The following is a 25,071-nucleotide window of genomic DNA, read 5'->3' as shown; positions in this document are numbered from 1 at the left end:
TATCATGTCCGGTTAAACGATTGTTATTGCACTTGCAATGAAATATCACAAGTAATTTACCGGACAATTAAGAGAATGGTTACAGCTACTAATGACTAGTTACTAAACTAAACTCAGTTGTTTGTCTTTGCGGATCAGCTTCTGGACTGTCAGCTTCAGAAGGCGGAACTAATTGCCAGAATTTCGGCAAAAATTCTTGCCAGTTTTGCAGAATTTTCTTCGCCTTGGGTGAACCAGTTCGTTCCGCATGAGTTTGGATTAACTCTTGCAGTTGTCTTGCACCTACTTCTGTAATCACTCTCTGAATTTTGACTATTTCCGGATTGACTAACTCTCTAAATGAGTCATCTTCATCTAAGAAGTATGCCAGTCCACCAGTCATTCCAGCAGCTACGTTACGTCCTACCTTGCCAAGGACGACAATTACACCACCGGTCATGTATTCACAGCAGTGATCCCCAGCGCCTTCAATCACTGCTATACCTTTGGAGTTTCTCACAGCAAATCGCTCTCCGGCTAAACCGTTGGCAAATAACACGCCACCAGTAGCACCATAGAGGCAGGTATTGCCAACTATGACGTTTTGTGATGCGTTATAGGTAGCATCAGTTGGAGGTTTGATGATGATTTCGCCACCATGCATCCCTTTACCTACGTAGTCGTTTGCTTCTCCTTGCAGAGTCAGAATTATGCCGGGGAGGTTGAAAGCACCAAAACTTTGCCCAACACTACCTGTAAAGTTGAGATTAATTTGCCCTTCAAAGTCACTGTCACCGTATTGAGAAGCGATCGCTCCCGCTAATCTTGTACCTACTGTTCTGTCAGTATTAACAATAGGATAAGTTTTGGTGACGGTAGACTGATCCCTGATGGCAGCCTGGATGTCGGCATCGGCAAGCATCTTGTCATCCAAAACTACGCCGTTGCTATGGACTTCTTCATGCAGTAACCAACTACGATTGTCTCTGGTATCTGGCAGCTTAAGTAAACAATCCAGGTTTAGCGATCGCGTTTTGGTAAGTTTTGCCTCCTCGCGCAGTTTCAACAAATCTGCACGTCCAATGATTTCTGACAAAGAACGGTAGCCAAGTCGTGCTAACAAACTACGCACTTCTTCAGCGATGAAGTAGAAAAAGTTGACAACCTGTTCCGGTATTCCCGTAAACCGCTTGCGGAGTTCTTCTTGTTGAGTAGCCACACCCACAGGGCAAGTATTCTTATGGCAAACTCGCGCCATGATACAGCCTTCAGCAATCATGGCGATGGAACCGAAACCGAATTCTTCAGCACCCATCAATGCACCTATTACCACATCCCAGCCACTCTTGAGTCCGCCATCTACACGTAAAATTACGCGATCGCGCAAACTATTTTCCATTAAGACGCGATGCACTTCACTTAAACCTAACTCCCACGGTGAACCAGCGTGTTTAATCGAACTAAGGGGAGATGCACCTGTACCACCATCATGTCCAGAAACCTGGATAATATCGGCGTTTGCCTTAGCCACACCAGCCGCGATCGTGCCAATGCCAACTTCTGAAACTAGCTTTACCGACACCTTGGCTTTGGGATTAATTTGGTGCAGATCAAAAATCAGTTGCGCTAGGTCTTCAATAGAATAGATGTCATGGTGCGGTGGCGGCGAAATCAGTGTCACACCCGGCTTTGAGCGCCTTAACATCGCAATATATTGGCTTACCTTAGGGCCTGGCAACTGTCCACCTTCCCCAGGTTTAGCACCTTGGGCAATTTTGATTTCAATTTGTTTGGCATTGACTAGGTACGCTGGCGTGACACCAAAGCGTCCTGATGCAACTTGCTTGATGGCACTATAGGCTTTATCACCATTCCGCAATCCTTTTAAATGAGGTAGAGTCGGCGAGTGGCCAGACTCGTCTACATCATTTAGAACTGTATACCGTACTGGGTCTTCGCCGCCTTCTCCAGAATTTGATTTACCACCAATGCGATTCATGGCGATCGCTAAAGTTTCATGGGCTTCTCTTGACAAAGCGCCTAAAGACATACCACCGGTGCAGAAGCGTTTGACAATATCAGCTACTGACTCTACTTCTTCTAGAGAAATTGGGGTGCGATCGCCTTGGAAATCTAGCAAGTCTCGCAATGCTGTTACTGGTCTGCCTTGGAGATGCTTTTTGTAAACTTCATAGTGGTCGTAGTTTTTGCCATCTAGAGCCTTATGCAGCGCCTTGACCATTTCGGGGCTATTCATGTGGTACTCGCCGCCAGGACGGTACTGCACAAAGCCCAGGTTTTCTAACTTCTTCGTTGTCAGTTCTGGAAAAGCTTTGACGTGGAAAGAAAGTACTTCATCAGCGAGTTCGCTAATACTCAAACCACCGATGCGAGAAGTCGTACCACGAAATCCTAGTTCGATTAAATCTCCACCGAGGCCAATAGCTTCAAAAATTTGGGCTGCTTGATAGCTGGAGAGCAGAGAAATTCCCATTTTAGAGAGAATTTTGAGCAAGCCTGACTCTACTGCTTTGCGATAGTTTCCTAAAGCTTGTTCTAGGGTAAGGGTGGGAATTTTTTCTACACCCATTAACTTTTGAGTTTTGGGATCAGACCACCAATCACGCACTGTATCCAAAGCCATATATGGGCAAACTGCACCAGCACCATAGCCAATCAGACAAGCAAAGTGATGAGTACTCCAGCATTGGGCAGTATGGACAATCAGGGATGTTTTCATTCGCAGCCCTTCCCGAATCAGGTGATGATGCACAGCACCCACTGCTAACAAGGGAGGAATGTATGTATCTTCTGGGTTTATACCGTCATTTCCCTTATCGCTTAAGATTAAAATCTTTGCACCTGCCCGGACTGATTCAGCTGCTTGTGCTTGTAAAGATTGGACTGCGGCTTTCAATCCTTCAGGGCCGGTAGCGATCGCAAATAAGGTTGACAACTCAGCCGTGGCAAATCCTGACAGCTTAATCGCCTCTAACTCACCATCTGTTAATACTGGCGATTCAAGTTTCAATCTCCGAGCATATTCTGGCTTTGGTTCTAATAAGTTACCCCGTTCACCTAATTCGACTTTCAAAGACATCACTAGCTTTTCCCGCAGGGGATCAATTGCCGGGTTCGTCACCTGAGCAAAGCGCTGTTTGAAATAGTCATAAAGCAGGTGGGGTTTTGTTGACAGCACTGCTAAAGGAATATCATCCCCCATGCAGAAAGTCGGTTCTGAACCTGCGATCGCCATTTGGTGAATCACCATTTCTACATCTTCTGTGGTGTAGCCAAAGGCAGTTTGAAGTTGAAGCAGGGTTTGTTTGTCAATTGTTACTTGTCCTTGGTCATTTGTCATTTGTCCTTTGCCATTGCCATTTGCTAATGACGCATGACCGACCCCTGACTTTAGTTCTTGACGGTACTGTTGCAGCCATTCTCCATAAGGGTGCTGCTTGGCGATACGCTGTTTAATTTCCCAATTCTTCAGCACTTCATGATTGACTAAATCCACGGCAATCATTTGTCCTGGGCCGAGTCTACCTTTCTCGACAATATCGGCTTCTGGAAAGTCCACTACACCAGCTTCGGAAGCTACAACAATGTAGTTATCTTTGGTGATTACGTAGCGAGCTGGTCTTAAACCATTACGATCTAGTGTTGCACCAACTTTTTTGCCATCGCTGAATACTAAAAGCGCTGGCCCATCCCATGCTTCTTGCAGACCACTGTAGTATTCGTAGAAATCAACAATTTCTGGAGAGTCATGCAAAGAAGGCTGATTTTGGTAAGCCTCTGGAACCATAATCATTAAAGCTTCCAAGGGGCTGCGTCCAGAACACACCAGCAATTCTAGTACGTTGTCTAGGGTTGCTGAGTCGCTGTTATCAATATGAACTAATGGTTTGAGTTCCTTAATGCGATCGCCCCATACAGGATGATCCAGGCTAGCTTCTCGTGCCATCATCCAGTTGATGTTACCCAACAAGGTATTGATTTCGCCGTTGTGACCCAAAAGCCGCATTGGTTGAGCTAGAGGCCATTTGGGCATCGTGTTGGTACTAAAGCGGCGGTGATAGACAGCAAAGGCGCTTTTGTAAACCGGATTTTTTAAATCTTGATAAAAATCTCCCAATACGGCAGAACGCACCATGCCTTTGTAAACAATTGTGCGGCTTGACAACGAGCAGATATAAAATTCTTCTGAGATATTAGTTGCAACTTTACTAATCCGGCGGCGGGTAATATACAACTGTCGTTCTAATTCATCGCCACTTTTATCAACAGAAGCTAACAAAACTTGTTCAATCTGGGGTTGATTTTCTCTTGCTTGTACACCCAGTAAATCAGATTGCACTGGCACTTCTCGCCAACCTAGTACAATCAATTTTTCTTCGGTTGCTACTTGCTCAACTGCCGTCCTAGCTTTTTGTGCTGCTTCTTGGTCTTGTGGGAGAAACATCATCCCCACAGCTATATTATTGATGGATGGGAATTCCTTCCCCCTTTGAGCAAAGTCTTGTTCGAACAAATCCCAAGGGATAGCTGTCAAGACTCCAGCACCATCACCAGAGTCTTGATCGGCGCTACAACCTCCCCGGTGTTCTAAACAGCTTAAAGCAGCTAAGGCTTTTTCTACAATTTCGTGGCTGGTATGATTCTCACGATGAGCAATAAAACCTACACCACAGGCATCTCGTTCTTCTACTAACCACTTTTGCCCCTGATAGGTATCTCTTGAGTTTATATTTGCTGTGATTTTCTGGTCTTGATTCATCGGTTGATTATTCATACCCTGTTCCTGAAGTATTGAGTTACCAATTTTGCCACTACTTATGGGAAAAAATTTCTAAATTCTGTGATTGAGAAATAACATATAAGCACCGAAATTTAGGGAAAAAAAATTTTAACTTCGGTTTTACTTTCTTAGTTCACCTGTGTTAAAATAGTTGCGTATTGCTTATGTATTTATACGGTGTTAGACAACTTACTGCTGCCAAGGCATGACTTTTGCCGTGACAGTTTCTTTTTTATATTGTGAAGCTAAGTATTTTCTCAATGTCCTTTTTCCAGATGCACGCTAGCTACTCACAGAGCCTTATTTCGGCTCACCTGAAACAAAACTAAAACTGAACGCTATCCTATGTTTTAAAGCCAAACTCATCCTGATTTGGCAATAAAATCAGCGTATTACAATATATACCCATTTGACAATTCCCAAATATTTTTGTTGTTGTCTGGAGTTTTGCTGCTTACCAGTTGCTATATATTACTATTAACCAGACCTCACTGAAGTAGCAATGTTCAGTCAGGATTGAATATCTTAATCTAGTTTTGATAACCAAGACTACCGTGTATAGTGTGGTTAGAATTAGTGCCAGTTAAAACACTTGATTGCAGTGGCTTCAGCGTCTAAATTTATTTTTCTTTATAAAGAGATGAGTAGCCAATATATAGAATAACATCTTTTTTAAGGAATAAAGTCATGTTATCTTTATATTTCCAAATAATTAGTTAGTTTATACCTTGGGTAATACTTTTCAAAAGTACTTAGTAAATTATGGTAAAAATGCCGAGTTGTTGCCAATCGGGGATTAGCGATGGCTTCTCTACAAAACGCTGCGCGAACGCCAACACCAAGGACAAGTGCAGATTTTTCCGGGCTACTGTCTCGCCAATACTCTTAACAGTATTGTGCTTAACAACTACTTGTGCTACTAATGCCCAGGAACCGCCGAAAAAAACCAAGCCAATACTGATCTCTCAGTCATCTGCACCTCCTTTAAAAGGTGTGGCATCCTCTGGTAATCAAATTTCTCTCAACGGTCGTACTTTAACAGCAACTTGGTTACAGCGACCTGGAAAATCTGGTCAGGTGACAACTCACCTCAGCGATGGGGCATTTAGGCAATTAATAGGAGTAAATTTTTTAAACACTAGTAATTCAGCGAAGCAGCCAATCCAGTGGTTTTCATCGGTGACAAAGCCACTAGTTTTATCCACTAGGCTATTAGGAGCATATCGCTATCTGGATATTAGCAATTTTGCTCAAACATCTGGATGGAAAATCCGAACCAATGGCAATATTTTAGTGATTGCTACCCCAAAAGCACAAATTACAAACATTGTTCAAAGCCAAGAACGTCCAGAGGCAAGTACCCCTTTGCAACAAACTCGGATTTTTGTCGATTTAGATCGTCCAACTCCCTGGCAAGTTGCACAAGGGTCAATCATTAAAAAAATCGAAACTCCATCCCCCGATCCAGACACGCCAACTCCAAAATCCACTGTACCGCCAAATAGAGAGTGGACAATTACCCTAGATGGAATAGCCGCTCCTGTTTTGATAGAACGCTATACCCCCCAGCCACCAGCAGCACCACCGACATTGCTGCCAAACCTACTCAAACAATTATTACCAGTTACACCAACACAACCAATACCACCAGCACCAGCCCCTGAACCACTGATTCAACAAGTGGAGGTGGTGAAAAACCAAACGATTATTAGTTTGAGCGTTCCCTTTGGTCTATCACCTCAGGTTAGTACTGTAGCTAACCCCAATCGCCTGATTATCAATATTCGACCCGATCCTCTGGAAGAACGAGATATTACTTGGGCCCCAGGATTGCGCTGGCGACAGAATTACGTAAACTTAGGCACAGAACGCTTTCCGGTAGTCTGGTTAGAAGTTAATCCCCGTAAAATTGGGCTAACCTTGAAACCTATGTGGGCTAGTCCTGATGGGCTTGCGGGTACTGCTCCCTTAATTCAAACAGCCCAACGTTACTTAGCAGTAGCTGGAATTAACGGTGGTTATTTTAATCGCAATAACAGATTGCCATTGGGTGCTATTCGTCGGGATAATCAGTGGTTATCAGGCCCTATTCTTAACCGGGGTGCGATCGCTTGGAATGATTCAGGTCAATTTTACTTCGGTCGTCTCACCTTAGAAGAAACTTTAATTACTGCAAATAACCAGCGCTTACCAATTCTGTTTCTTAATAGCGGTTATGTGCAGAGTGGGATTGCTCGTTACACCCCAGTTTGGGGAGCAACTTATACGCCCCTAACGGATAATGAAATTATTTTAGTAGTACAGAAAGACCAAATTACTCAACAGTTACCAGGCGGCAAAGTTGGTGAGACGGCCGTTCCCATTCCCCAGGATGGCTACCTACTAACTTTACGTGCTAATGCTGTCAGTGCTGCCTCACAGTTACCTCTTGGAAGCGCAGTACGTATTTCCAGCACTACTACTCCCACTGATTTTAGTCGTTATCCCCACATTATCGGAGCCGGGCCTCTATTAATCCAAAACCGTCAAATTGTTCTTGATGCCAAAGCCGAAAAATTCAGCAATGCCTTTATTGCAGAAAAGGCTATTCGTAGCGGTATTTGCACAACAGCAACAGGCGCACTCATGATTACTGCCGTGCATAATCGGGCTGGCGGTTATGGGCCTACATTAGCGGAACATGCCCAACTGATGCAACAGATGGGCTGTGTAGATGCCCTAAATTTGGATGGCGGTAGCTCTACCAGCCTTTACTTAGGAGGGCAGCTACTCGACCGCTCGCCTAGTACTGCTGCTCGCGTTCATAATGGAATTGGTATTTTCTTAAAACCACGATAATGAGGAATGGGAATCAGGGAAAGCAGAGGCAGAATAACTCATACCCATTCCTCATTCCCCATTCCCAATTTCCCATCTTTTTTTAAAGTTTAGAACAAGCCATCATTTTGCTTGATGAAGACTTAATGTAGATACAACAGTTTTAGCGGTGATGATTTACACCGTTACGTTTGATTTTGTTATGTTTATCAAGGTGCGACAAAATTGCTAATTTTCAACGTTGCAAGATAGCGCCAGATTTTTTATCAATAGTAAGAGTATCAACGGTTTGTTATGTCTTCAAATGAGGTAACTATGGCTCGATATCAAGAAACTACACAGACTGAAACTCTACACCTACCTTCAACTATCACATCCAGAGGCGTTGCTGCAACTGAGTTACGTCCTTGGGGTGCTTTTACAGTCTTAGAAGAAGGGCGCGGATACAAAATCAAGCGCATCGAAGTTAAGCCCGGACATCGCCTCAGTTTACAAATGCACCACCACCGCAGCGAACATTGGATTGTCGTCTCTGGTACAGCTAGGGTGACTTGTGGTGAGCAAGAAGTACTACTGAGTAATAATGAGTCAACTTATGTACCCCAATGTACATCTCACCGTTTAGAGAATCCTGGCGTGATTCCCTTAATATTAATTGAAGTGCAAAATGGCGAATACTTAGGAGAAGATGACATCATCCGCTACCAAGATGACTATGCCCGTACTAAGGATTAAAGCTTTAATCTAAAAACTGAATACATTCTTGTGCAACCCGTCTTTACGAACCACTGCACCCCAGAAGTCCCTACCTAGTTAAGGTAAGGACTTCTGCTTGTTGTGCTATAAATGTAGTAATAGCGATCGCGCTCATGGTTTAGGTAATTTGGAATTTTCGATCAGCGAGAGTTATCCCATCTGTCTGTAAAATGAAGATAGGGTATTCAATTGTAAAAGACGAGTTTCATGATTCATCTGAGTCAAGCAGCCGCAAGTGAAATTGGGCGAATAAAGTCCAGGCAGCAGCCAAATGTTTTGTTTCGATTGGCAGTAAAACCAGGCGGTTGTTCTGGATTATTTTATGATATGTCCTTCGATGAAGAAGTAAAAGTTGGCGACCAAGTTTTTGACTTGGATGAAATTCAAGTAATTATAGATGCCAAAAGCTTAAATTACCTCAACGATTTGAGGGTAGATTATTCAGAAGACTTAATGGGTGGTGGTTTTCGTTTCCACAATCCCCAGGCGATCGCAACCTGTGGCTGTGGTAATTCCTTTTCCACAACCGACCAATAATTTTTAATTAGCAAACGATCGCTAATTAATAAAGGAAAAATTACAATTGACATAAAACACTAAAAAACGATATAATCAGGATTTGTTAAAACTTAGACATATAAGCAGCTTTACGCGCTGTAACTCATGCCAACAATACAGCAGCTAATACGTACCGAGCGCGAACAAGCGCGTCAGAAAACCAAGTCCCCGGCTCTGAAACAATGCCCTCAACGTCGGGGAGTTTGTACCAGAGTCTACACGACCACACCAAAGAAGCCTAACTCAGCTTTACGGAAAGTAGCAAGAGTCAGACTTACCTCTGGATTTGAAGTCACAGCTTACATTCCAGGCATTGGTCACAACTTACAAGAACACTCAGTTGTGATGATTCGTGGCGGTCGGGTTAAGGATCTACCAGGCGTGAGATACCACATTATCCGTGGCACCCTAGATACAGCCGGAGTCAAAGACCGCAAGCAAGGGCGTTCCAAGTATGGAACCAAGCGTCCTAAAGAAGCGAAAAAATAGGATTAGGCGATTAATCGCACCCAACACGGTTAATCGTCTACCTTAAAAACGCTCAGGGGCAAAAAACTATCAGGGTTTGTGTTCTAAGAGTAGTCATGAAAGCTGCTCAAATCTGTTTAAAAAAATCAAGCTACACCTACACTAAGCGAGCAAGTGTAGAAGTTTTGAGGAGAAAGCTGTAACCCACAGCAGAATTCTCATCTAGACATTAAGGTTTAGAATCTTGTCACCTTAAGTATTTAGTTGCAGGTAGCAAGTCAATAAATTTTAGATTTTTAGATTTGCAATTTTGGATTGGTCGAACCCACAAGGGGATAAGGCTTACAGACTTTTGAGTTTTTCCAATCCTTGTGGTCGGAACATCTACCAAAAACTCTAATCCAAAATTGGCAGTCAATAGGTCAGCCTTGCTGCAACAGTCGAAAACAAAATTGAAAAAGTCTGAGGGTTGGGTTCCACAGCTTTTAGTTTCCGGTGTCTGATAGCATATAATTTCGTTGCCAATTCCGAATTAAAGGTGAAGTATGTCTCGTCGTGGTGTTATTCAAAGGCGCCCAGTTCCGTCTGACTCCGTATATAACAGTCGCCTTGTGAGCATGATTATCAGACGGATCATGCGTCATGGCAAGAAATCTCTTGCCGCAAGAATTGTTTATGAAGCATTGAAAACTATTGAGGAACGCACTGGTAACGGTGCTTTAGAAACCTTTGAAAGAGCAGTGCGAAATGCCACGCCTCTAGTAGAAGTAAAAGCTCGGCGAGTAGGTGGAGCAACCTACCAAGTACCAATGGAAGTGCGTACAGAACGGGGCACTACCTTAGCACTGCGTTGGTTAGTGCAATATTCCCGGTCTAGACCAGGGCGGACAATGGCAAGCAAACTGGCAAATGAGTTAATGGATGCTGCCAACGAAACTGGCAATGCGATTCGGAAACGCGAAGAAACGCACCGGATGGCGGAAGCTAACAAAGCATTTGCCCACTATCGTTATTAAGTAAAAAAGCGATATATCGCCTTGCCGAAGTGGTATATCGTGGATTTACAAAAAGAAGACGGTTTTCCGTAAAAGTATAGAATCTTAACAAAGAGTAATATACAAGATATCATGAGGCAAAAACTATAGGAGGTAGCTGTGGCACGCACGATCCCGCTAGAGAAAGTACGCAACATTGGTATTGCGGCGCATATAGATGCGGGCAAAACAACAACAACAGAGAGAATATTATTTTACTCTGGGATAATTCATAAAATTGGCGAAGTTCATGAAGGAACTGCCGTCACAGACTGGATGGATCAGGAGCGAGAACGGGGAATTACCATTACTGCTGCTGCGATCAGTACTAGTTGGAAAGATCATCAAATTAACATTATCGATACTCCGGGTCACGTAGACTTCACAATTGAAGTTGAGCGCTCCATGCGCGTGTTGGATGGTGTAATCGCAGTATTTTGTTCTGTGGGCGGCGTGCAACCGCAGTCTGAGACAGTGTGGCGGCAAGCAGAACGCTACAAAGTTCCTCGGATAGCCTTTATCAACAAGATGGATCGCACCGGAGCGAACTTTTATAAAGTTCACGAGCAAATACGCGATCGCCTGCGGGCGAATGCGATCGCTATTCAACTACCAATTGGTAGTGAAAACGACTTCCAAGGTATCGTTGACCTAGTACGGCAACGTGCGTATATTTACGCCAATGACCAAGGAACCGATATCCAGGAAACCGATATTCCAGAAGAATTGCAAGCGCAGGTAGACGAATTCCGCACCAAGCTCATAGAAGCCGCAGCAGAAACCGATGATGCTCTGATGACTAAGTACTTCGAGGGCGAAGAACTTACAGAACAAGAAGTTCGGACTGCTCTGCGTAAAGGCACAATTGCGGGAACAATCGTACCAGTACTTTGCGGTTCAGCATTCAAAAACAAAGGCGTGCAGTTGATGCTGGATGCCGTTGTAGATTACTTGCCAGCGCCAAGTGAAGTCCCACCAATTCAAGGCTTACTGCCCAATGGTGATACTGTTGAGCGGCGGGCTGATGACAGCGAACCCCTAGCAGCTCTGGCATTCAAGATTATGGCTGACCCTTATGGTCGCCTAACATTTGTTCGCGTTTATTCTGGTGTCCTGAAAAAGGGCAGCTACGTTCTCAACGCTAGTAAGAATAAAAAAGAACGGATTTCCCGCTTAGTTCTAATGAAAGCAGACGATCGGCAAGATGTTGACGAACTGCGGGCGGGTGATTTAGGAGCAGCTCTTGGATTAAAAGACACCTTGACAGGTGATACGCTCTGTGATGATGGATCGCCAGTGATTCTGGAATCCCTATTCATTCCTGAGCCTGTGATCTCGGTGGCGGTCGAACCCAAAACCAAGAACGACATGGACAAGCTGTCCAAGGCTCTGCAATCTCTCTCGGAAGAAGACCCCACCTTCCGTGTCCGCGTCGATCCCGAAACAAACCAAACCGTGATCGCGGGGATGGGAGAGTTACACCTAGAAATTCTAGTAGACCGGATGTTACGAGAATTCAAGGTGGAAGCGAATGTAGGTGCGCCCCAAGTAGCTTACCGAGAAACAATTCGGAAAGCCGTGAACAAAGTTGAGGGCAAATTCATCCGCCAAAGTGGTGGTAAAGGTCAATACGGTCACGTTGTGATCAATTTGGAGCCTGGAGATCCCGGTACTGGCTTTGAATTCGTTTCCAAAATTGCCGGTGGTTCAGTACCTAAAGAGTACGTTGGCCCCGCAGAACAAGGAATGAAAGAAAGCTGCGAATCCGGTGTTCTAGCTGGATATCCGTTGATTGACGTTAAAGCCACGCTAATTGATGGGTCATATCACGATGTAGACTCTTCGGAAATGGCTTTCAAAATCGCTGGCTCAATGGCGATGAAAGAAGCTGTACTGAAAGCTTCACCAGTCATCTTAGAACCTATGATGAAAGTTGAGGTTGAAGTTCCTGAAGACTATATCGGGAACGTCATTGGCGACCTCATCGCCCGCCGAGGGCAGATTGAAAGCCAAAGCACCGAACAGGGACTTGCTAAGGTCGCATCCAAAGTTCCACTAGCGACCATGTTTGGCTACGCCACTGATATCCGATCAAAAACGCAAGGTCGGGGTATCTTCACGATGGAGTTCAGCCACTACGAAGAGGTGCCTCGCAGCGTAGCTGAAACTATCATTGCAAAAAGCAAAGGGAACGCTTAGTTAAAATAAGGAAATGAGCATTCATGGCACGCGCAAAGTTTGAAAGAAATAAACCCCACATCAATATCGGTACTATTGGCCACGTTGACCACGGTAAAACCACGTTAACAGCAGCCATCACCTTGACCTTGGCAGCTCTTGGTCAAGCTACAGCCAAGGGCTACGATCAAATCGATAACGCGCCAGAAGAAAAGGCACGGGGTATTACCATCAATACAGCTCACGTTGAGTATGAAACCGAAAGTCGGCACTATGCTCACGTAGACTGTCCTGGACACGCTGACTATGTGAAGAACATGATCACCGGCGCTGCCCAGATGGATGGAGGTATCCTCGTAGTAGCTGCTACTGATGGCCCTATGCCCCAAACCCGCGAACACATTCTGTTGGCAAAACAGGTGGGCGTTCCCAGTCTGGTTGTATTCTTGAACAAAGAAGACTTGATGGATGACCCAGAACTCTTGGAACTAGTAGAACTAGAACTGAGAGAACTGTTAAGCAGCTATGACTTCCCTGGCGATGATATCCCCATTATCAAAGGCTCTGGTCTGCAAGCTCTCGAAGCAATGACCAAGAATCCTAAGACCAAAAAAGGCGAAAATCCTTGGGTAGATAAAATCTACGAATTGATGGATGCTGTGGATTCTTTCATCCCCACTCCTGAACGGGATGTTGATAAGCCCTTCCTGATGGCTGTAGAAGACGTATTCTCAATCACAGGTCGTGGTACTGTTGCCACCGGTCGGATTGAACGGGGTATCGTCAAAGTTGGCGATAACGTTGAACTAGTGGGTATCAGAGATACTCGCGCCACTACCGTAACTGGTATTGAAATGTTCAAGAAGAGTCTGGAACAAGGTATGGCTGGAGATAATGCTGGCGTACTACTCCGGGGTATTCAGAAGGCTGATATTGAACGCGGTATGGTAATTGCCAAACCAGGTTCAATTAAACCTCACTTGGAATTTGAAGGTGAAGTGTACGTCCTAACTGAAAAAGAAGGTGGTCGTAAGACTCCATTCTTCGCTGGCTACCGTCCCCAGTTCTATGTACGGACAACCGATGTAACTGGTACTATCAAAGCCTACACCTCCGATGAAGGCAAAGAAGTAGAAATGGTGATGCCAGGCGATCGCATCAAGATGACAGTAGAATTGATCAACGCGATCGCTATTGAACAAGGAATGCGCTTCGCTATCCGCGAAGGTGGGCGCACCATCGGTGCTGGTGTCGTCTCCAAAATCCTGAAATAGCACCTTTTCGCTCATAACAAAGGAGCAGAGATGATATAATTTCTCTCTGCTCCTTTCTCTTCCCTTTATAAATAAGGTAATAGGTTACAGGGGACAAGTAATAGTTTTCTGTAACCTTTACCCTGTAACCTCTAACCTGTAAATAATCCTCTAATTACGCAGAACCTGGAAAATTAAAGATGGCAACTCTACAGCAGCAAAAAATTAGAATTCGCTTACAGGCTTTTGATCGGCGCTTATTAGATACATCTTGCGAGAAGATCGTAGACACAGCTAACCGCACCAACGCTACAGCCATAGGCCCAATTCCTTTACCCACAAAACGCCGGATCTATTGTGTGTTGCGATCGCCTCACGTAGATAAAGATTCACGGGAACACTTTGAAACCCGTACCCATCGCCGGATTATTGACATTTACCAGCCCTCTTCTAAGACTATCGATGCCCTGATGAAATTGGATCTACCATCGGGTGTGGATATTGAAGTCAAACTTTAATTTAGTCATTAGTCATTAGTCATTGGTCATTAGCAAAGGACGAAGGACAAAAGACGAAGGACATTAGTATAAATTATCATATAGCCCTGAGATATATTTCTTCAGGGCTTTTATTTAGCTAGGAAACAAATGATAGAATGTAGATAAAGTACGGGAAAAGCAGAGAAAAATAAATTTTAAAGATTAAGTTTATACCAAGGTAACAATGACATCATCTTCTAAAATTGCAGTTCGTGAACTACCTCTGTTCCCGTTACCCGAAGTAGTTCTATTTCCTACTAGACCATTGCCTCTGCATATCTTTGAATTTCGCTACCGAATCATGATGAACACGATTTTGGAGAGCGATCGCAGGTTCGGTGTTTTGATGTTCGATCCAGTCAAAGGTACAATTGCAAACACTGGCTGCTGTGCGGAAATCGTTCATCACCAAAGGCTGCCAGATGATCGGATCAAGATGTTGACTTTAGGGCAGCAAAGATTTCGTGTACTAGAATATGTTCGTGAAAAGCCATACCGGGTTGGTTTAGTTGAGTGGATTGAAGACCAACCACCAACTAAAGATTTGCGTCCTTTGTCTTCTGAAGTAGAACAACTACTGCGGGATGTTGTGCGTCTTTCAGGTAAATTAACCGAACAAAATATTGAACTGCCAGAAGATTTGCCCGATCTACCAACAGAACTATCTTATTGGGTAGCCAGTAATCTTTACGGTGTCGCCGCAGAGCAGCAGTTATTATTAGAAATGCAAGATACTGCAACTCGTTTAGAGCGGGAAGCAGAAATTTTAACTTCTACTCGTAACCACTTGGCAGCTCGTGCTGTTCTTAAAGACACGTTTAATGAAAAGCGATGAGTGAGGAGCGAGGAGTAAGGAGTGAGAAAGAAAAAATAACAATAATTTATATTTTCTAACTGATAACTAATTATTAACTCCTAACTCCTAACTTTTTAAGTAAAGGCGCTAATTGGCAAAACATTGTAAGTGCCAAGAATTTTTAAAATCTCTGTGTGGATAGTTAATTCGCCTAAAGCAGATTGCATTTGTGTTTCCTTGACATCTGCTTCTAAATCCATGAAAAACAAATATTCGCCTAGCGATCGCTTCGTCGGACGAGATTCAATCCGGCTGAGGTTAATCCCTCGTTGAGCAAAGATTTGCAAAGGTTTGAGTAATGCTCCGGGTGTGTTGGTAGGCATACTAAAAGCTAGCGATGTGTGACTAGCAAGTGTTGTTGATGCCTGATATCCAGCGTCCGCGTCACCCTGACTTACTACCCAAAAACGAGTACAGTTTTCTGGATAGTCGTTAATACCAGTGGCAAGTATGGGGAGTTTGTAGAGTTGAGCGGCTCTACTAGAAGCGATCGCTGCTGTTGTTGTCTCTTGCTCTAATCGCTGTAGTGCTTCGGTTGTAGAATTGCTGGGAATAATCTGTACAGTCGGCAGAAACTGCTCTAACCATCCCTGACATTGTGCCAAAGCTTGCGGGTGAGAATAAACAGTTTTAATCTTATCCAAGCCAGACGCGCAGGAGATTAACGTATGTACGATGGGTAATATCAAAGCCAACCGAATTTGCAAACTGTCTAATTGCCATAGTGTATCCAGTGTTGTAGTAACACTCCCTTCAATAGAATTTTCCACTGGCACAACAGCTAAGTGAGCTTGACCATCAGCAACGGCGTGCAGTGACTGTGAGATAGTTGGATAGGGACATAACGTAGCTTCAACTCCGCTATTCTTAGTCAACCAGTTGACATAAAAAACAGCTGCTTGCTCTGCGTAAGTGCCGGGAGGCCCTAAATGTGCAATCAATATCATGCTTTTAGCCTTGAGTTGCGAGTTTAATGCGTAAAATAGAGATTATGATATTTTAGGTTTAGCAAATATAAAATATATTCGGATATCTACTCTTAATAAAGACTACCAAACGCCGTGTTACCATTACTGATAAAAAAGGTATTGGTGAGTTGAAATTGTTGGGTAAATGGGATATTCAAACATACCCTGTTAAATTGATTAAGCGTATTAGATTAGTGCGCCGTACCGATGGCTATTACTGCCAGTTTTGTATTGATGTTGAAGCTTCAGACATTCAACCATTAACAGGTAATGAAATTGGCTTAGATGTTGGGATTGAGAGTTTTTACACTGATTCCAATGCTGTATAGGTGATAAGCGGCGATAGTTTTATCGTCAATCAATTTTGTACTTTTCTAATAATTAGATTTAATTTATTAAAAAATATTAAAATTAAGAGACAGATATTTTTATTCGCTCATGGCCACCCGGTTTACTGCCTTCCAATCGGTTGAAATCGCTGTTCCAGAGCAGCCTATTCCCATTCAGCACTACTTACGCCAGCCTCAACGTCTGGTTAAGGCTTTGGCTGACAACGCCCGAATTCAGCAGCTTTCTGAGGAAGTATTTCGTTTGAAAATGCGTCCGCTTACTTTTATGTCGTTGAGTATTCAACCCACTGTAGACATGAGAGTTTGGGCAGAAGCAAATGGAATAATTAATTTGCGATCGCTAGGCTGTGAAATTCTGGGTTTCGAGTATATTAACCAGCGCTTTACCCTTAATTTAAAAGGGCATTTGTCTCCCAAAGAGTTTAGCACTGGCACTCGCCTGGAAGGAAGGGCTGATTTAGAAGTGCTGGTGGATTTGCCACCGCCATTTTCCTTTACTCCGAAACCAATTTTAGAAGCTACTGGTAATGGTTTGCTCAAAAGCGTGCTGTTATCGGTTAAGCAAAGGTTATTAAATCAACTTTTGGCGGATTATCGCTACTGGGTAATATCACAAACTAAAGATAAAGGACTTAACACTAACACTACTGAATTGCCAATCCTGAATGCTGAGTAATCATTTATATCACTCAGCGTTCGGTAATTTGATTTGGCAAGGACGAAAAGACTGACGATGTAGGGGCGAGGGGCCGTATTGTTGCAGAGCCAGCAAATGCAGCTGGCTACCATAACCCTTGTTACGTTCTAGGTTGTACATCGGGTATTTTAATGCTAGACGTACTACCAGTTCGTCACGCCAAACCTTGGCAACAATACTAGCAGAAGCAATAGCAAGCGATCGCTCATCTCCTTTTACTATTGTTTGTTGTGGCAATGGCAAGTCTTTGATTAACTGATTGCCATCAACCAAGCAGATTGCAGGCTGTACTTTCAACTTCAGTACAGCCCGCTTCATTGCTAATAGTGTCGCTTGCAAAATATTTATTTTGTCAATTTCGGCAGTAGAAGCAAACCCAATTTTCCAGTCCATAGCCAGCCCACAAATTTGCTGTGCTAGCTGATTTCTCCGAGAACTAGACAACTTTTTACTGTCTTTAATTTTAGCTGCCATCAGTATTGGCAAAGCATGATCTGGTAGGATCACTGCTGCCGCCACCACCGGGCCAAATAGAGCGCCTCGCCCTACTTCATCCACACCTGCAACCAATCCTGGAATCCCTGACAAGGTAGAAAACTCCAGCCAATTGGATTGTTCCAAGAGCGTTGGTAATATTTCTACCATAAATCAAATTAATTATCCTCGATCGCTGAGGAACGACGGCGGCGGCGACGGCTAGCAGTAGCGGCGCTGTTAGCATCATTTTCATCTGCGATCGCATTGGCAGCGCTGTTGGCATCACCTTCATCTGTGATCGCATTGGCAGTGCTGTTTGCAGACAAGCTTTCCAAAGGATTGGCAGTCACCTCAGATGGTTCAATTGTCTCTTCTATCAAAGATTTTTGTTCTGGTTCAATAACTTTTGGTATTGGTAACTTGGTTGCAACTACTTCAGGTGTTGCTCTTTGGGCAATAGGTGATTCTAAGGTTGATTCAGTTGGAGTCGTTCGCGTTTGACCGGGCTGAATCACATTAATGATCACAGACTTGGTATTTTTAATCTCTTGATCTAACTTCACCAAGGGAGATATTCCCATCAAGGCAAACATATCCTGTTCCTGGAGGCTCATTTCTACAGTTCTAATTTCCGGTGGTTCTACCACTGGTTTAACTGGCTCTGCCTTGATAACTCTAGTGCGCTCTACAGTGCGTTCTGCTCTTTCACTCCATCCTGGTTTACCAAGGGTAGGTGAGGGAATCTCTGGTACAATTCCTAATTCTGGTTCTGCGTCAAGGTCTAAATCTGGCTCGTTGGCAAAAGCCAGGGGATTGGCAATAACGCGAGATTCATCTTTCCCGTTTAACCCATTGATGCCGATTTTACTGCGGCGAGTGCGGGTACGACGCTTATTATCATTAAGTTCTTGATAACTAGGATGATTGATCAGATTTAGATTACTCGATTCCGAGTCGCCGTCAAATGTCTCCCCGAACCCATCATAAGTTTCTCGTGGTTCCGGGACGCGGGCAGCTGGCTGACGTGGTTCTCGGTGAGGTAAGGATACAAAACGCTCGCGCTCTGGTGTTTCTGCTGGTATTGGTAATCGGTTTTCGAGTTCTCCAGGCAGACGCACAATATGTCCTAAACCGCCGCAGGTGGGACAAGTTTCACCAAACAGTTCGTAAATGTTTTGGCCTTGACGTTTGCGGGTCAGTTCTACTAAACCCAGTTCAGTGAGTTGGGCAATTTGGGGACGAGCTTTGTCTGCTTTAAGTCCTTTATTAAAGTGTTCGAGAACTTGCAGTTGATCGCGCCGTGATTCCATATCAATAAAATCAACGACGATCACCCCGGCGATATTTCGCAGACGCAACTGGCGAGCGATTTCTGTTGCAGCTTCGCAGTTTGTCCACAAAACTGTTTCTCTAGCTGTTGCTGATCGCGTGAAGGAACCTGAGTTAACATCAATTACGGTTAATGCCTCCGTTGGCTCGATAATGATATAACCTCCCGAAGGTAGGTCTACCCTTGGTTTCAGAGCTTCTCGAATCGCAGCACTGATGCGGAAATACTCTAGAATTGGGGAGCGATCGCGGTGATGATCGATCAACAATCCTTGCGGTGTTTGACCGCCACTCCAATTCTGCAAGTACTGCTTCACACGCTTCAAGCCAGTACTAGAATCTACGACAATCCGATTGACATCCGCGCCGTACATATCTCGCAATACGCGCTGGATAAAGTCATCGTCTCGGTTGAGCAGTGCTGGGGCACGGGTAGAATGCGCTTCCTGCTGGATCGCCTCCCATTGCTTTTGCAGCAACTCCAAATCTTCCATAATCGCTTCTTCCGGTTTGCCTTCGGCTTCTGTACGCACGAGCAAACCCATTCCCGCCGGTTTGACCAAAATTGCTAGTGCCCGCAAGCGGTTGCGCTCACTTTCACTTTTAATTCGTCGGGATAAATTTACGCCCCTACCATAAGGCATCAGTACTACGTAACGTCCGGGTAAAGTAATATTACCCGTGAGCCTGGGCCCTTTTGTCCCCGTTGGCTCCTTCATTACTTGCACCAAAACTTTTTGCTGTGGTGTTAATAGTTCTGTAATGGCTGCTGCGGTACGCTTTAGCTTTAATGGGCCCAAGTCGGTGACGTGAATAAAACCGTTCCGCTCTGGGTCGCCAATGTTCACAAAAGCTGCATCTATCCCAGGCAATACATTTTCTACTACTCCTAAATAGATATCACCTATTTGATGATGACCGGTAGCAACAACGAGTTCTTGTATTTGATCTTCAGAAAAGACAGCAGCAATTTGGTGCTGCTCCGCGATAATAATTTGTTTTGGCATTCAATTTCCTCAAAAATTGGCAGCACCAATAGGTCTGGAGGTTGTTATACCTTTGTTGCCCTTGCAACCCTCAAAAGGTGCTACTGATGATAAAAATCGCAAACCTGATGTTCTAAGTTAAATAGCTATTGGCGCTCTTAAGAGCGTTTTCACGGCGGATTATTCCAGAACGTCTGCATATTTAAGCTATTAAATCAACCGTCTGTGGTTGATTTATGATGCAATACTCTCAATAAAGAGAGTTTTGAGTTGAAAATTCTGAATCCTGAGTGAGTTTTTAACTCAGGAAGCTTTTTTTGAGAGTAACCTACTGAAGTCGCTAAGAAAAAGAAACTATTTCTATTTTCCATTCCTGGATTTATTCTTAGGGTTATACTCAGCAACGCCAGCTGCTACCCTACTTTTAAGCCGCACTTTGCGCGTCTAGTGAACGTCTGCAAATCGGCTCAGCCTACAGCAGTTGTTTACCCGACGGTAACACCAAGGGCGAACAACTCTATAAGAGTAACGCGCTAGCTCTTGGGCAATACTGTGGATTAGACATTCAGCAGTTGTTGAAAAAGTATGGATTTAGAGAAGCTAACCGAGTCTGCTGTTAGTTACTGATTCACAAGGTAGCTATAGAGAGTGTGTGTTCTTTAATCTGCCTCAGTTTGTCTGGGATAAAATCCTAGAAGTTGCACTCTAATATCTTTGCTTTCGCCCCCTGAACACCAGGGTAGTGAACCAGCTAATTCAATGCAGCGCCAGAAAAATTCTCTTCACCCCATTCTAACGCAACCTTGCTAAAAATCAATTCCGACGATGTGCCATGTTAGGACAACTACTAGCAAGCTGCCCTACAGGGATTATACCGCTAAAATTAGCCGATTGCGGTGGATGTGCAGGAGTTGAAATTCTCTACTACCCACTATCCCTAGCATAAACAGAATTTGTTCAGGACGCAATAGAAAACCATCTGGGCGATAGCTACCTACATAACGGATAACAGACATAGATTCTGCAATGCCGTTGTGGGTTTCTACTAATTCCAGTTCAAATAAGCGATCGCGCAGATTTATTAACTGGCTCTTGCCTGACTTTGTTGTATGCTCGTACCAAAGCTCATCTTTTGCTTTGATGGTATCAATCCAGTTTTGCCATTCTATAGGTGTTGTTTCTTCAAGTCCTGTTACGGTAATTAAATATTCTGCGGTTTCTAGCAGTTGAGTAGCTGCCGGAGTTTTTAAATCTATCTGCTCCACATTATATATAGGTATGTCTGTGGGCATTTCCCGAACCAATTCTTCTCGAAAAGTATCGATGTCCACTGGTACAGTTAACTCAAAATCCGCAATTTCACCGCTACTAGTAGCACCTAGAGCCAATGCCGTTGCTACAGAAATTCGTGGCATTGGATGAAACCCACCAGTGAAAGCAATAGGCAAGCCTGCTCGCCGCACAACTCGGTCAAACAAACGGATTAAATCTAGGTGACTTACCAAAGCCATGTCACCCTGTTTTCCAAACCAAACTCGCAGTCTTTGGGACTTAGTTGTGTTGGGGACAAACTCGCCAGCAAATTCTGGGATAGCAGGTGATTCAATCACGACATTATGGCCAAAGTCGGTTCCACATACGCCACAGTGCGAACAACCTTCAAAAGAGCAGTCGGGTACAATTGCAGCTTCTAAGGCGCGTTGCAAGTCTTCTTTGAGCCAGTTTTTGTCAATTCCGGTATCAATATGATCCCAAGGGAGGGGAGTATCGAGGGAGTGGGGAGTGGGGAATTGGGCATTTTCCGCGTCTTCCGATTTGTTCTGCTCTTGTGCATGAAACAAATTCCATTCGCCATTTTCTACTTGGCGGTATTTCCAATCTAGATCGGCCCCGGCGATCGCGTCTTCCCAAGCACTAAAAGCCTGATCTAAATTTTCATACCAGGAATCCATTCCTGCACCCAATTCCCAAGCGCGGCGGACTACTTTGCTCAAATTGCGATCGCCTCGTCCCACAAAATCTTCCATTGCCGAAATGCGGACATCGGTAAAATTTACCTTCACTCCCTTTATCCGGCGGAATTCTTGCCGCAACAGGTTTTGTTTGCGCTTAAATTCTGTGGTAGAAACTGAGTGCCACTGGAATGGTGTATGGGGCTTGGGCGTAAAGTTAGAAATTGTCAGGTTAAAGTTTAGAGGTTTTCTGCCTTTGCCGCGACATTCTCGCTGTAGCCAGCTAACTGTTTCTGCAATACCCAAAACATCAACATCCGTCTCACCCGGCAAGCCAATCATAAAATACAACTTGATTTTATCCCAGCCTTGCTCCCAAGCGGTTTTCACTCCCCGCAATAATTCTTCATTCGTTAAACCTTTATTTACAATGTCTCGCATTCGCTGAGTTCCAGCTTCTGGAGCAAAAGTTAGTCCGCCTTGCCGTGTACCTCCCAGGATGTTGGCAATATTCTCATCAAATCTGTCTACCCGTTGGCTTGGTAGAGTCAAAGAGATGTTTTCATTTTTTAAGCGATTTTTGATTTCCATCCCCACTGCTGGCAGGGATAAATAATCAGAACAACTTAGAGATAGGAGGGAAAACTCATTGTAACCAGTTGCCCGCATCCCCTGTTCAATTGCTTCCACAACCTTATCGGGTTCTACATCCCGTGCTGGCCGAGTCAGCATTCCTGGTTGACAGAAGCGACAGCCACGAGTGCAACCACGCCGAATCTCAATAGTTAAGCGATCATGCACCGTCTCTACGTAGGGAACTAAACCAATGGAATATGCTGGTATGGGAGTTGCAACCCGTCGCAGAATTCGTTTTGGTACGTCAGGGCGACAAGGATGAACTGAGCCATCCTTTGCCATGTCGTAAAACCGGGGAACATATACGCCTGGTATCTGTGCCAAATCCAGTAATATATCTTCTTGATTTAATCCTGCTTGTTTGCCTTCTTCCAATACCAAACCAATTTCTGGTAGCAGCTCCTCTCCATCTCCAAGGGCGATAAAGTCGAAGAAGTCAGCGTAAGGCTCAGGATTCGATGTTGCTGTTTGCCCACCAGCAAAAATTAACGGAAACTGAGATTGGAGGTTAGTAAATTCTCCCCCTGCTTCCACCGCTTTTTGCCTTTCTCTCCACGTCAATGGAATTCCAGCCAGATCCAACATTTCTAAGATATTAGTTGCACCCAGTTCATAACTGAGGCTAAAGCCTAAAATGTCGAACTCTGTGAGCGATCGCTTTGACTCTACCGCAAACAATGGCGTATTAGTTTCGCGTAGTTTGGCTGCCAGGTCTTTTCCTGGGAGGTAGGCGCGATCGCACAATTGACGAGGTTGGGCATTCAAGATGTTATATAGGATAACGTGCCCTAAATTAGATGCACCGACTTCATATACTTCCGGGTAGGTTAAGACCCAGCGTATTGCTGTCTTATCCCAAGCTTTATGTACTGCTAGACGCTCATTACCAAGGTAACGCCCTGGTTTTAAAATATCCGATGTTATTAATTTCTCAACTGCAACAGCCACTGTGCTATCTTCTAGCTACCTTAATTACAGCTACCCAAACCCAACCTTAGCATTGAATTAGGTCTTCTAACATAGTTTCTCGTTGTAACTTATAACTCCTTTACATAAAGTCCACTTTTTAACCGAACCTTTGTGCTTTTACATACATAAGTTATCAGCTATGTTGCAGCCAACTCAATTTCACCATCCAATATTTCAAACACGCTATCGAGTTGCGTTAGTTCAAAAATAATTCTAATTGACGGAGCTACAGCACAAAGTCGCAGACTCCGTTCTAAACTTAGAGCCAACTTGTGTATAGATAACAATGCCATTAACCCCGCGCTATCAAAGGATTCTACTGCTGCGAGGTCTACTACCAAGATGGAAATATCATTTTGTGTTAACGCTGTGGTCATATCTCGTTCAAATTCCAAGGCGTTTGTAGCATTCAAACACCCTTGGGGGCGAATGACTGCAATCTTGGGATAATTAAGCACTGCTTGCATAGTTACATCCTATTGAGAATTGTTGAAGCGTCAAGCTAAGGATTATTTGAACATAAACTCTATTCTGTTGCATCGACCTTATGTCTTAGCTCTCTTTGCGGAATCTTTATTTCTTTGGTATCTCTGTTTAAAGATTGTTATAATTCCAGGTTAAAATGTGTTTATATATACTTTTTTTTTATCTGAGTTCAAAAACAATCAACATAGACAGCCATAGAGCGAAACAAATCATCAGTAACTATGCTGATAAAACTTGCTTATTCTATGACTAAAGCTAATTTAAGTAAGTCTTAACGGTAAGTTAAATTTCCTACTTTAGCGTTGCTGATGGTATACGGCACAGTCATAGCGGATTATCTATTGAACTAATTAATTGTGATCTATATCACAATTAACTTTAGTATTTGCATCGCTTTTTGTACTGAGGATTATCTGGCATAATTAGTATCATATTACAGTTGGATTATTACTTATGAGAACTAAGTACGCTATTCGTAAATTGGTAGAAAAAGCTCTTGACATCAAAAAGCTAACTCCTGAGATAGAAAATGAAATCAACTCAGAACTGACGGAATTAGGTTACATTTCTGACGTTGACTATGAAGCTCTGGAATTATTAATGTCGGAGATGGATGCTGGTAGAATTAAGTTGGTTCCTAGCTTCGGATATTCCTAAATGCTTATGCATAGAGGTAGATCAAGTGAATTTGATTAATACTAAAGCAATCAAAAAGCCGAGTTAGTAGAACAAGTTTTAGTAAAAGTAGGGAGGGTAAGAAGGACGATATTATTGTTTGTATTTTTCTTCTATGAGGTTGATTATTTAAATAACTTAAGATGGCAGAAACAGTGCTAATAAGCCTCTACATTGTGCATTCGTAGTAAATCACGATGTAGTTTGCTAAACGCCTATAAAAGTTTTCTCCCTATTTGTTTGCCGAAATTCTCCATAAGCATAATGAACTCGTTGCCAGAGGAGTTGATACGATCAATATAGCCGT

General features: G+C 43.7%; 17 protein-coding genes and 1 pseudogene. 12 read left to right on the top strand and 6 right to left on the bottom strand.

Annotated elements, in window-relative coordinates; translation table 11 throughout:
- Positions 1–88 precede the first annotated feature (88 nt).
- On the bottom strand, positions 89–4,774 hold the full coding sequence (gene gltB / locus VB732_RS01770) for a glutamate synthase large subunit (protein ID WP_323229082.1): 4,686 nt from the start codon (positions 4,772–4,774) through the stop codon (positions 89–91).
- A 777-nt stretch (positions 4,775–5,551) separates the two neighbouring features.
- Between gltB and VB732_RS01765 the strand changes: the two genes are divergently transcribed.
- From VB732_RS01765 to VB732_RS01725, 9 genes are all read left to right on the top strand, one after another.
- A complete protein-coding gene (locus VB732_RS01765) occupies positions 5,552–7,618 on the top strand; it encodes a phosphodiester glycosidase family protein (protein ID WP_416235720.1) in 2,067 nt (688 codons plus the stop codon).
- Between the two features lie 294 nt (positions 7,619–7,912).
- Complete coding sequence (locus VB732_RS01760) at positions 7,913–8,332, top strand: cupin domain-containing protein (RefSeq protein WP_323229080.1); 420 nt, start codon at positions 7,913–7,915, stop codon at positions 8,330–8,332.
- A 228-nt stretch (positions 8,333–8,560) separates the two neighbouring features.
- Positions 8,561–8,890 carry an iron-sulfur cluster assembly accessory protein gene (locus tag VB732_RS01755; RefSeq protein ID WP_323229079.1) on the top strand — a complete coding sequence of 110 codons (330 nt, stop codon included), beginning with the start codon at positions 8,561–8,563 and terminating at the stop codon, positions 8,888–8,890.
- A 126-nt stretch (positions 8,891–9,016) separates the two neighbouring features.
- The gene (gene rpsL / locus VB732_RS01750) at positions 9,017–9,400 is read left to right on the top strand and encodes a 30S ribosomal protein S12 (RefSeq protein ID WP_015214573.1); all 384 of its coding nucleotides are present in this window, start codon (positions 9,017–9,019) and stop codon (positions 9,398–9,400) included.
- Between the two features lie 524 nt (positions 9,401–9,924).
- Positions 9,925–10,395 carry a 30S ribosomal protein S7 gene (gene rpsG, locus VB732_RS01745; RefSeq protein WP_094331156.1) on the top strand — a complete coding sequence of 157 codons (471 nt, stop codon included), beginning with the start codon at positions 9,925–9,927 and terminating at the stop codon, positions 10,393–10,395.
- A gap of 138 nt (positions 10,396–10,533) precedes the next feature.
- The gene (fusA, locus tag VB732_RS01740) at positions 10,534–12,612 is read left to right on the top strand and encodes an elongation factor G (protein ID WP_323229078.1); all 2,079 of its coding nucleotides are present in this window, start codon (positions 10,534–10,536) and stop codon (positions 12,610–12,612) included.
- Positions 12,613–12,635: 23 nt separating this feature from the next.
- Positions 12,636–13,865 (top strand): elongation factor Tu, encoded by a 1,230-nt coding sequence (gene tuf / locus VB732_RS01735; RefSeq protein ID WP_323229077.1) that lies wholly within the window; start codon positions 12,636–12,638, stop codon positions 13,863–13,865.
- 179 nt (positions 13,866–14,044) lie between these two features.
- A complete protein-coding gene (gene rpsJ / locus VB732_RS01730; protein ID WP_008232935.1) occupies positions 14,045–14,362 on the top strand; it encodes a 30S ribosomal protein S10 in 318 nt (105 codons plus the stop codon).
- A 205-nt stretch (positions 14,363–14,567) separates the two neighbouring features.
- Complete coding sequence (locus tag VB732_RS01725; protein ID WP_323229076.1) at positions 14,568–15,218, top strand: LON peptidase substrate-binding domain-containing protein; 651 nt, start codon at positions 14,568–14,570, stop codon at positions 15,216–15,218.
- 95 nt (positions 15,219–15,313) lie between these two features.
- Here the strand turns inward: VB732_RS01725 and pheA are convergent, their stop codons facing one another.
- Positions 15,314–16,186, bottom strand: a complete 873-nt coding sequence (gene pheA / locus VB732_RS01720) for a prephenate dehydratase (protein WP_323229075.1) — start codon at positions 16,184–16,186, stop codon at positions 15,314–15,316.
- Positions 16,187–16,290: 104 nt separating this feature from the next.
- On the opposite strand from pheA, the pseudogene VB732_RS01715 reads away from it, so the two are divergent.
- Positions 16,291–16,527 (top strand): annotated as a pseudogene (locus VB732_RS01715) (RNA-guided endonuclease TnpB family protein); the annotation flags it as partial.
- 118 nt (positions 16,528–16,645) lie between these two features.
- Positions 16,646–17,233 (top strand): DUF1997 domain-containing protein, encoded by a 588-nt coding sequence (locus tag VB732_RS01710; RefSeq protein WP_323229074.1) that lies wholly within the window; start codon positions 16,646–16,648, stop codon positions 17,231–17,233.
- A 9-nt stretch (positions 17,234–17,242) separates the two neighbouring features.
- On the opposite strand, the gene VB732_RS01705 is transcribed toward VB732_RS01710, so the two are convergent.
- The 4 genes from VB732_RS01705 to VB732_RS01690 all read right to left on the bottom strand — a co-directional run bounded on the left by VB732_RS01705 (position 17,243) and on the right by VB732_RS01690 (position 24,070).
- Positions 17,243–17,899, bottom strand: coding sequence for a ribonuclease HII (locus tag VB732_RS01705; protein WP_323229073.1), 657 nt, complete (start codon positions 17,897–17,899; stop codon positions 17,243–17,245).
- Positions 17,900–17,907: 8 nt separating this feature from the next.
- Complete coding sequence (locus tag VB732_RS01700) at positions 17,908–20,067, bottom strand: Rne/Rng family ribonuclease (RefSeq protein WP_323229072.1); 2,160 nt, start codon at positions 20,065–20,067, stop codon at positions 17,908–17,910.
- A gap of 848 nt (positions 20,068–20,915) precedes the next feature.
- Positions 20,916–23,582, bottom strand: a complete 2,667-nt coding sequence (locus VB732_RS01695) for a TIGR03960 family B12-binding radical SAM protein (protein WP_323229071.1) — start codon at positions 23,580–23,582, stop codon at positions 20,916–20,918.
- A gap of 158 nt (positions 23,583–23,740) precedes the next feature.
- Complete coding sequence (locus VB732_RS01690; RefSeq protein WP_323229070.1) at positions 23,741–24,070, bottom strand: STAS domain-containing protein; 330 nt, start codon at positions 24,068–24,070, stop codon at positions 23,741–23,743.
- 472 nt (positions 24,071–24,542) lie between these two features.
- On the opposite strand from VB732_RS01690, the gene VB732_RS01685 reads away from it, so the two are divergent.
- Positions 24,543–24,746 carry a hypothetical protein gene (locus VB732_RS01685; RefSeq protein ID WP_094331166.1) on the top strand — a complete coding sequence of 68 codons (204 nt, stop codon included), beginning with the start codon at positions 24,543–24,545 and terminating at the stop codon, positions 24,744–24,746.
- Positions 24,747–25,071 lie beyond the last annotated feature (325 nt).

The organism is Nostoc sp. UHCC 0252 (genome assembly GCF_034931145.1).
In the GTDB taxonomy this organism is placed as follows: Bacteria; Cyanobacteriota; Cyanobacteriia; order Cyanobacteriales; family Nostocaceae; genus Nostoc.
Note: the sequence above shows the minus strand (reverse complement) of the source record. Positions and strands in the feature narration are given on the sequence as shown.

Excerpts from the sequence above, each read along its gene's own strand:
- rpsJ (WP_008232935.1), top strand. The coding sequence starts at position 14,045 with ATGGCAACTCTACAGCAGCAAAAAATTAGAATTCGCTTACAGGCTTTT.
- pheA (WP_323229075.1), bottom strand. The coding sequence starts at position 16,186 with ATGATATTGATTGCACATTTAGGGCCTCCCGGCACTTACGCAGAGCAA.
- VB732_RS01685 (WP_094331166.1), top strand. The coding sequence starts at position 24,543 with ATGAGAACTAAGTACGCTATTCGTAAATTGGTAGAAAAAGCTCTTGAC.
- VB732_RS01725 (WP_323229076.1), top strand. The coding sequence starts at position 14,568 with ATGACATCATCTTCTAAAATTGCAGTTCGTGAACTACCTCTGTTCCCG.
- VB732_RS01710 (WP_323229074.1), top strand. The coding sequence starts at position 16,646 with ATGGCCACCCGGTTTACTGCCTTCCAATCGGTTGAAATCGCTGTTCCA.
- tuf (WP_323229077.1), top strand. The coding sequence starts at position 12,636 with ATGGCACGCGCAAAGTTTGAAAGAAATAAACCCCACATCAATATCGGT.
- VB732_RS01690 (WP_323229070.1), bottom strand. The coding sequence starts at position 24,070 with ATGCAAGCAGTGCTTAATTATCCCAAGATTGCAGTCATTCGCCCCCAA.
- rpsL (WP_015214573.1), top strand. The coding sequence starts at position 9,017 with ATGCCAACAATACAGCAGCTAATACGTACCGAGCGCGAACAAGCGCGT.
- VB732_RS01760 (WP_323229080.1), top strand. The coding sequence starts at position 7,913 with ATGGCTCGATATCAAGAAACTACACAGACTGAAACTCTACACCTACCT.
- VB732_RS01765 (WP_416235720.1), top strand. The coding sequence starts at position 5,552 with ATGCCGAGTTGTTGCCAATCGGGGATTAGCGATGGCTTCTCTACAAAA.
- VB732_RS01755 (WP_323229079.1), top strand. The coding sequence starts at position 8,561 with ATGATTCATCTGAGTCAAGCAGCCGCAAGTGAAATTGGGCGAATAAAG.
- VB732_RS01700 (WP_323229072.1), bottom strand. The coding sequence starts at position 20,067 with ATGCCAAAACAAATTATTATCGCGGAGCAGCACCAAATTGCTGCTGTC.
- gltB (WP_323229082.1), bottom strand. The coding sequence starts at position 4,774 with ATGAATAATCAACCGATGAATCAAGACCAGAAAATCACAGCAAATATA.
- VB732_RS01705 (WP_323229073.1), bottom strand. The coding sequence starts at position 17,899 with ATGGTAGAAATATTACCAACGCTCTTGGAACAATCCAATTGGCTGGAG.
- rpsG (WP_094331156.1), top strand. The coding sequence starts at position 9,925 with ATGTCTCGTCGTGGTGTTATTCAAAGGCGCCCAGTTCCGTCTGACTCC.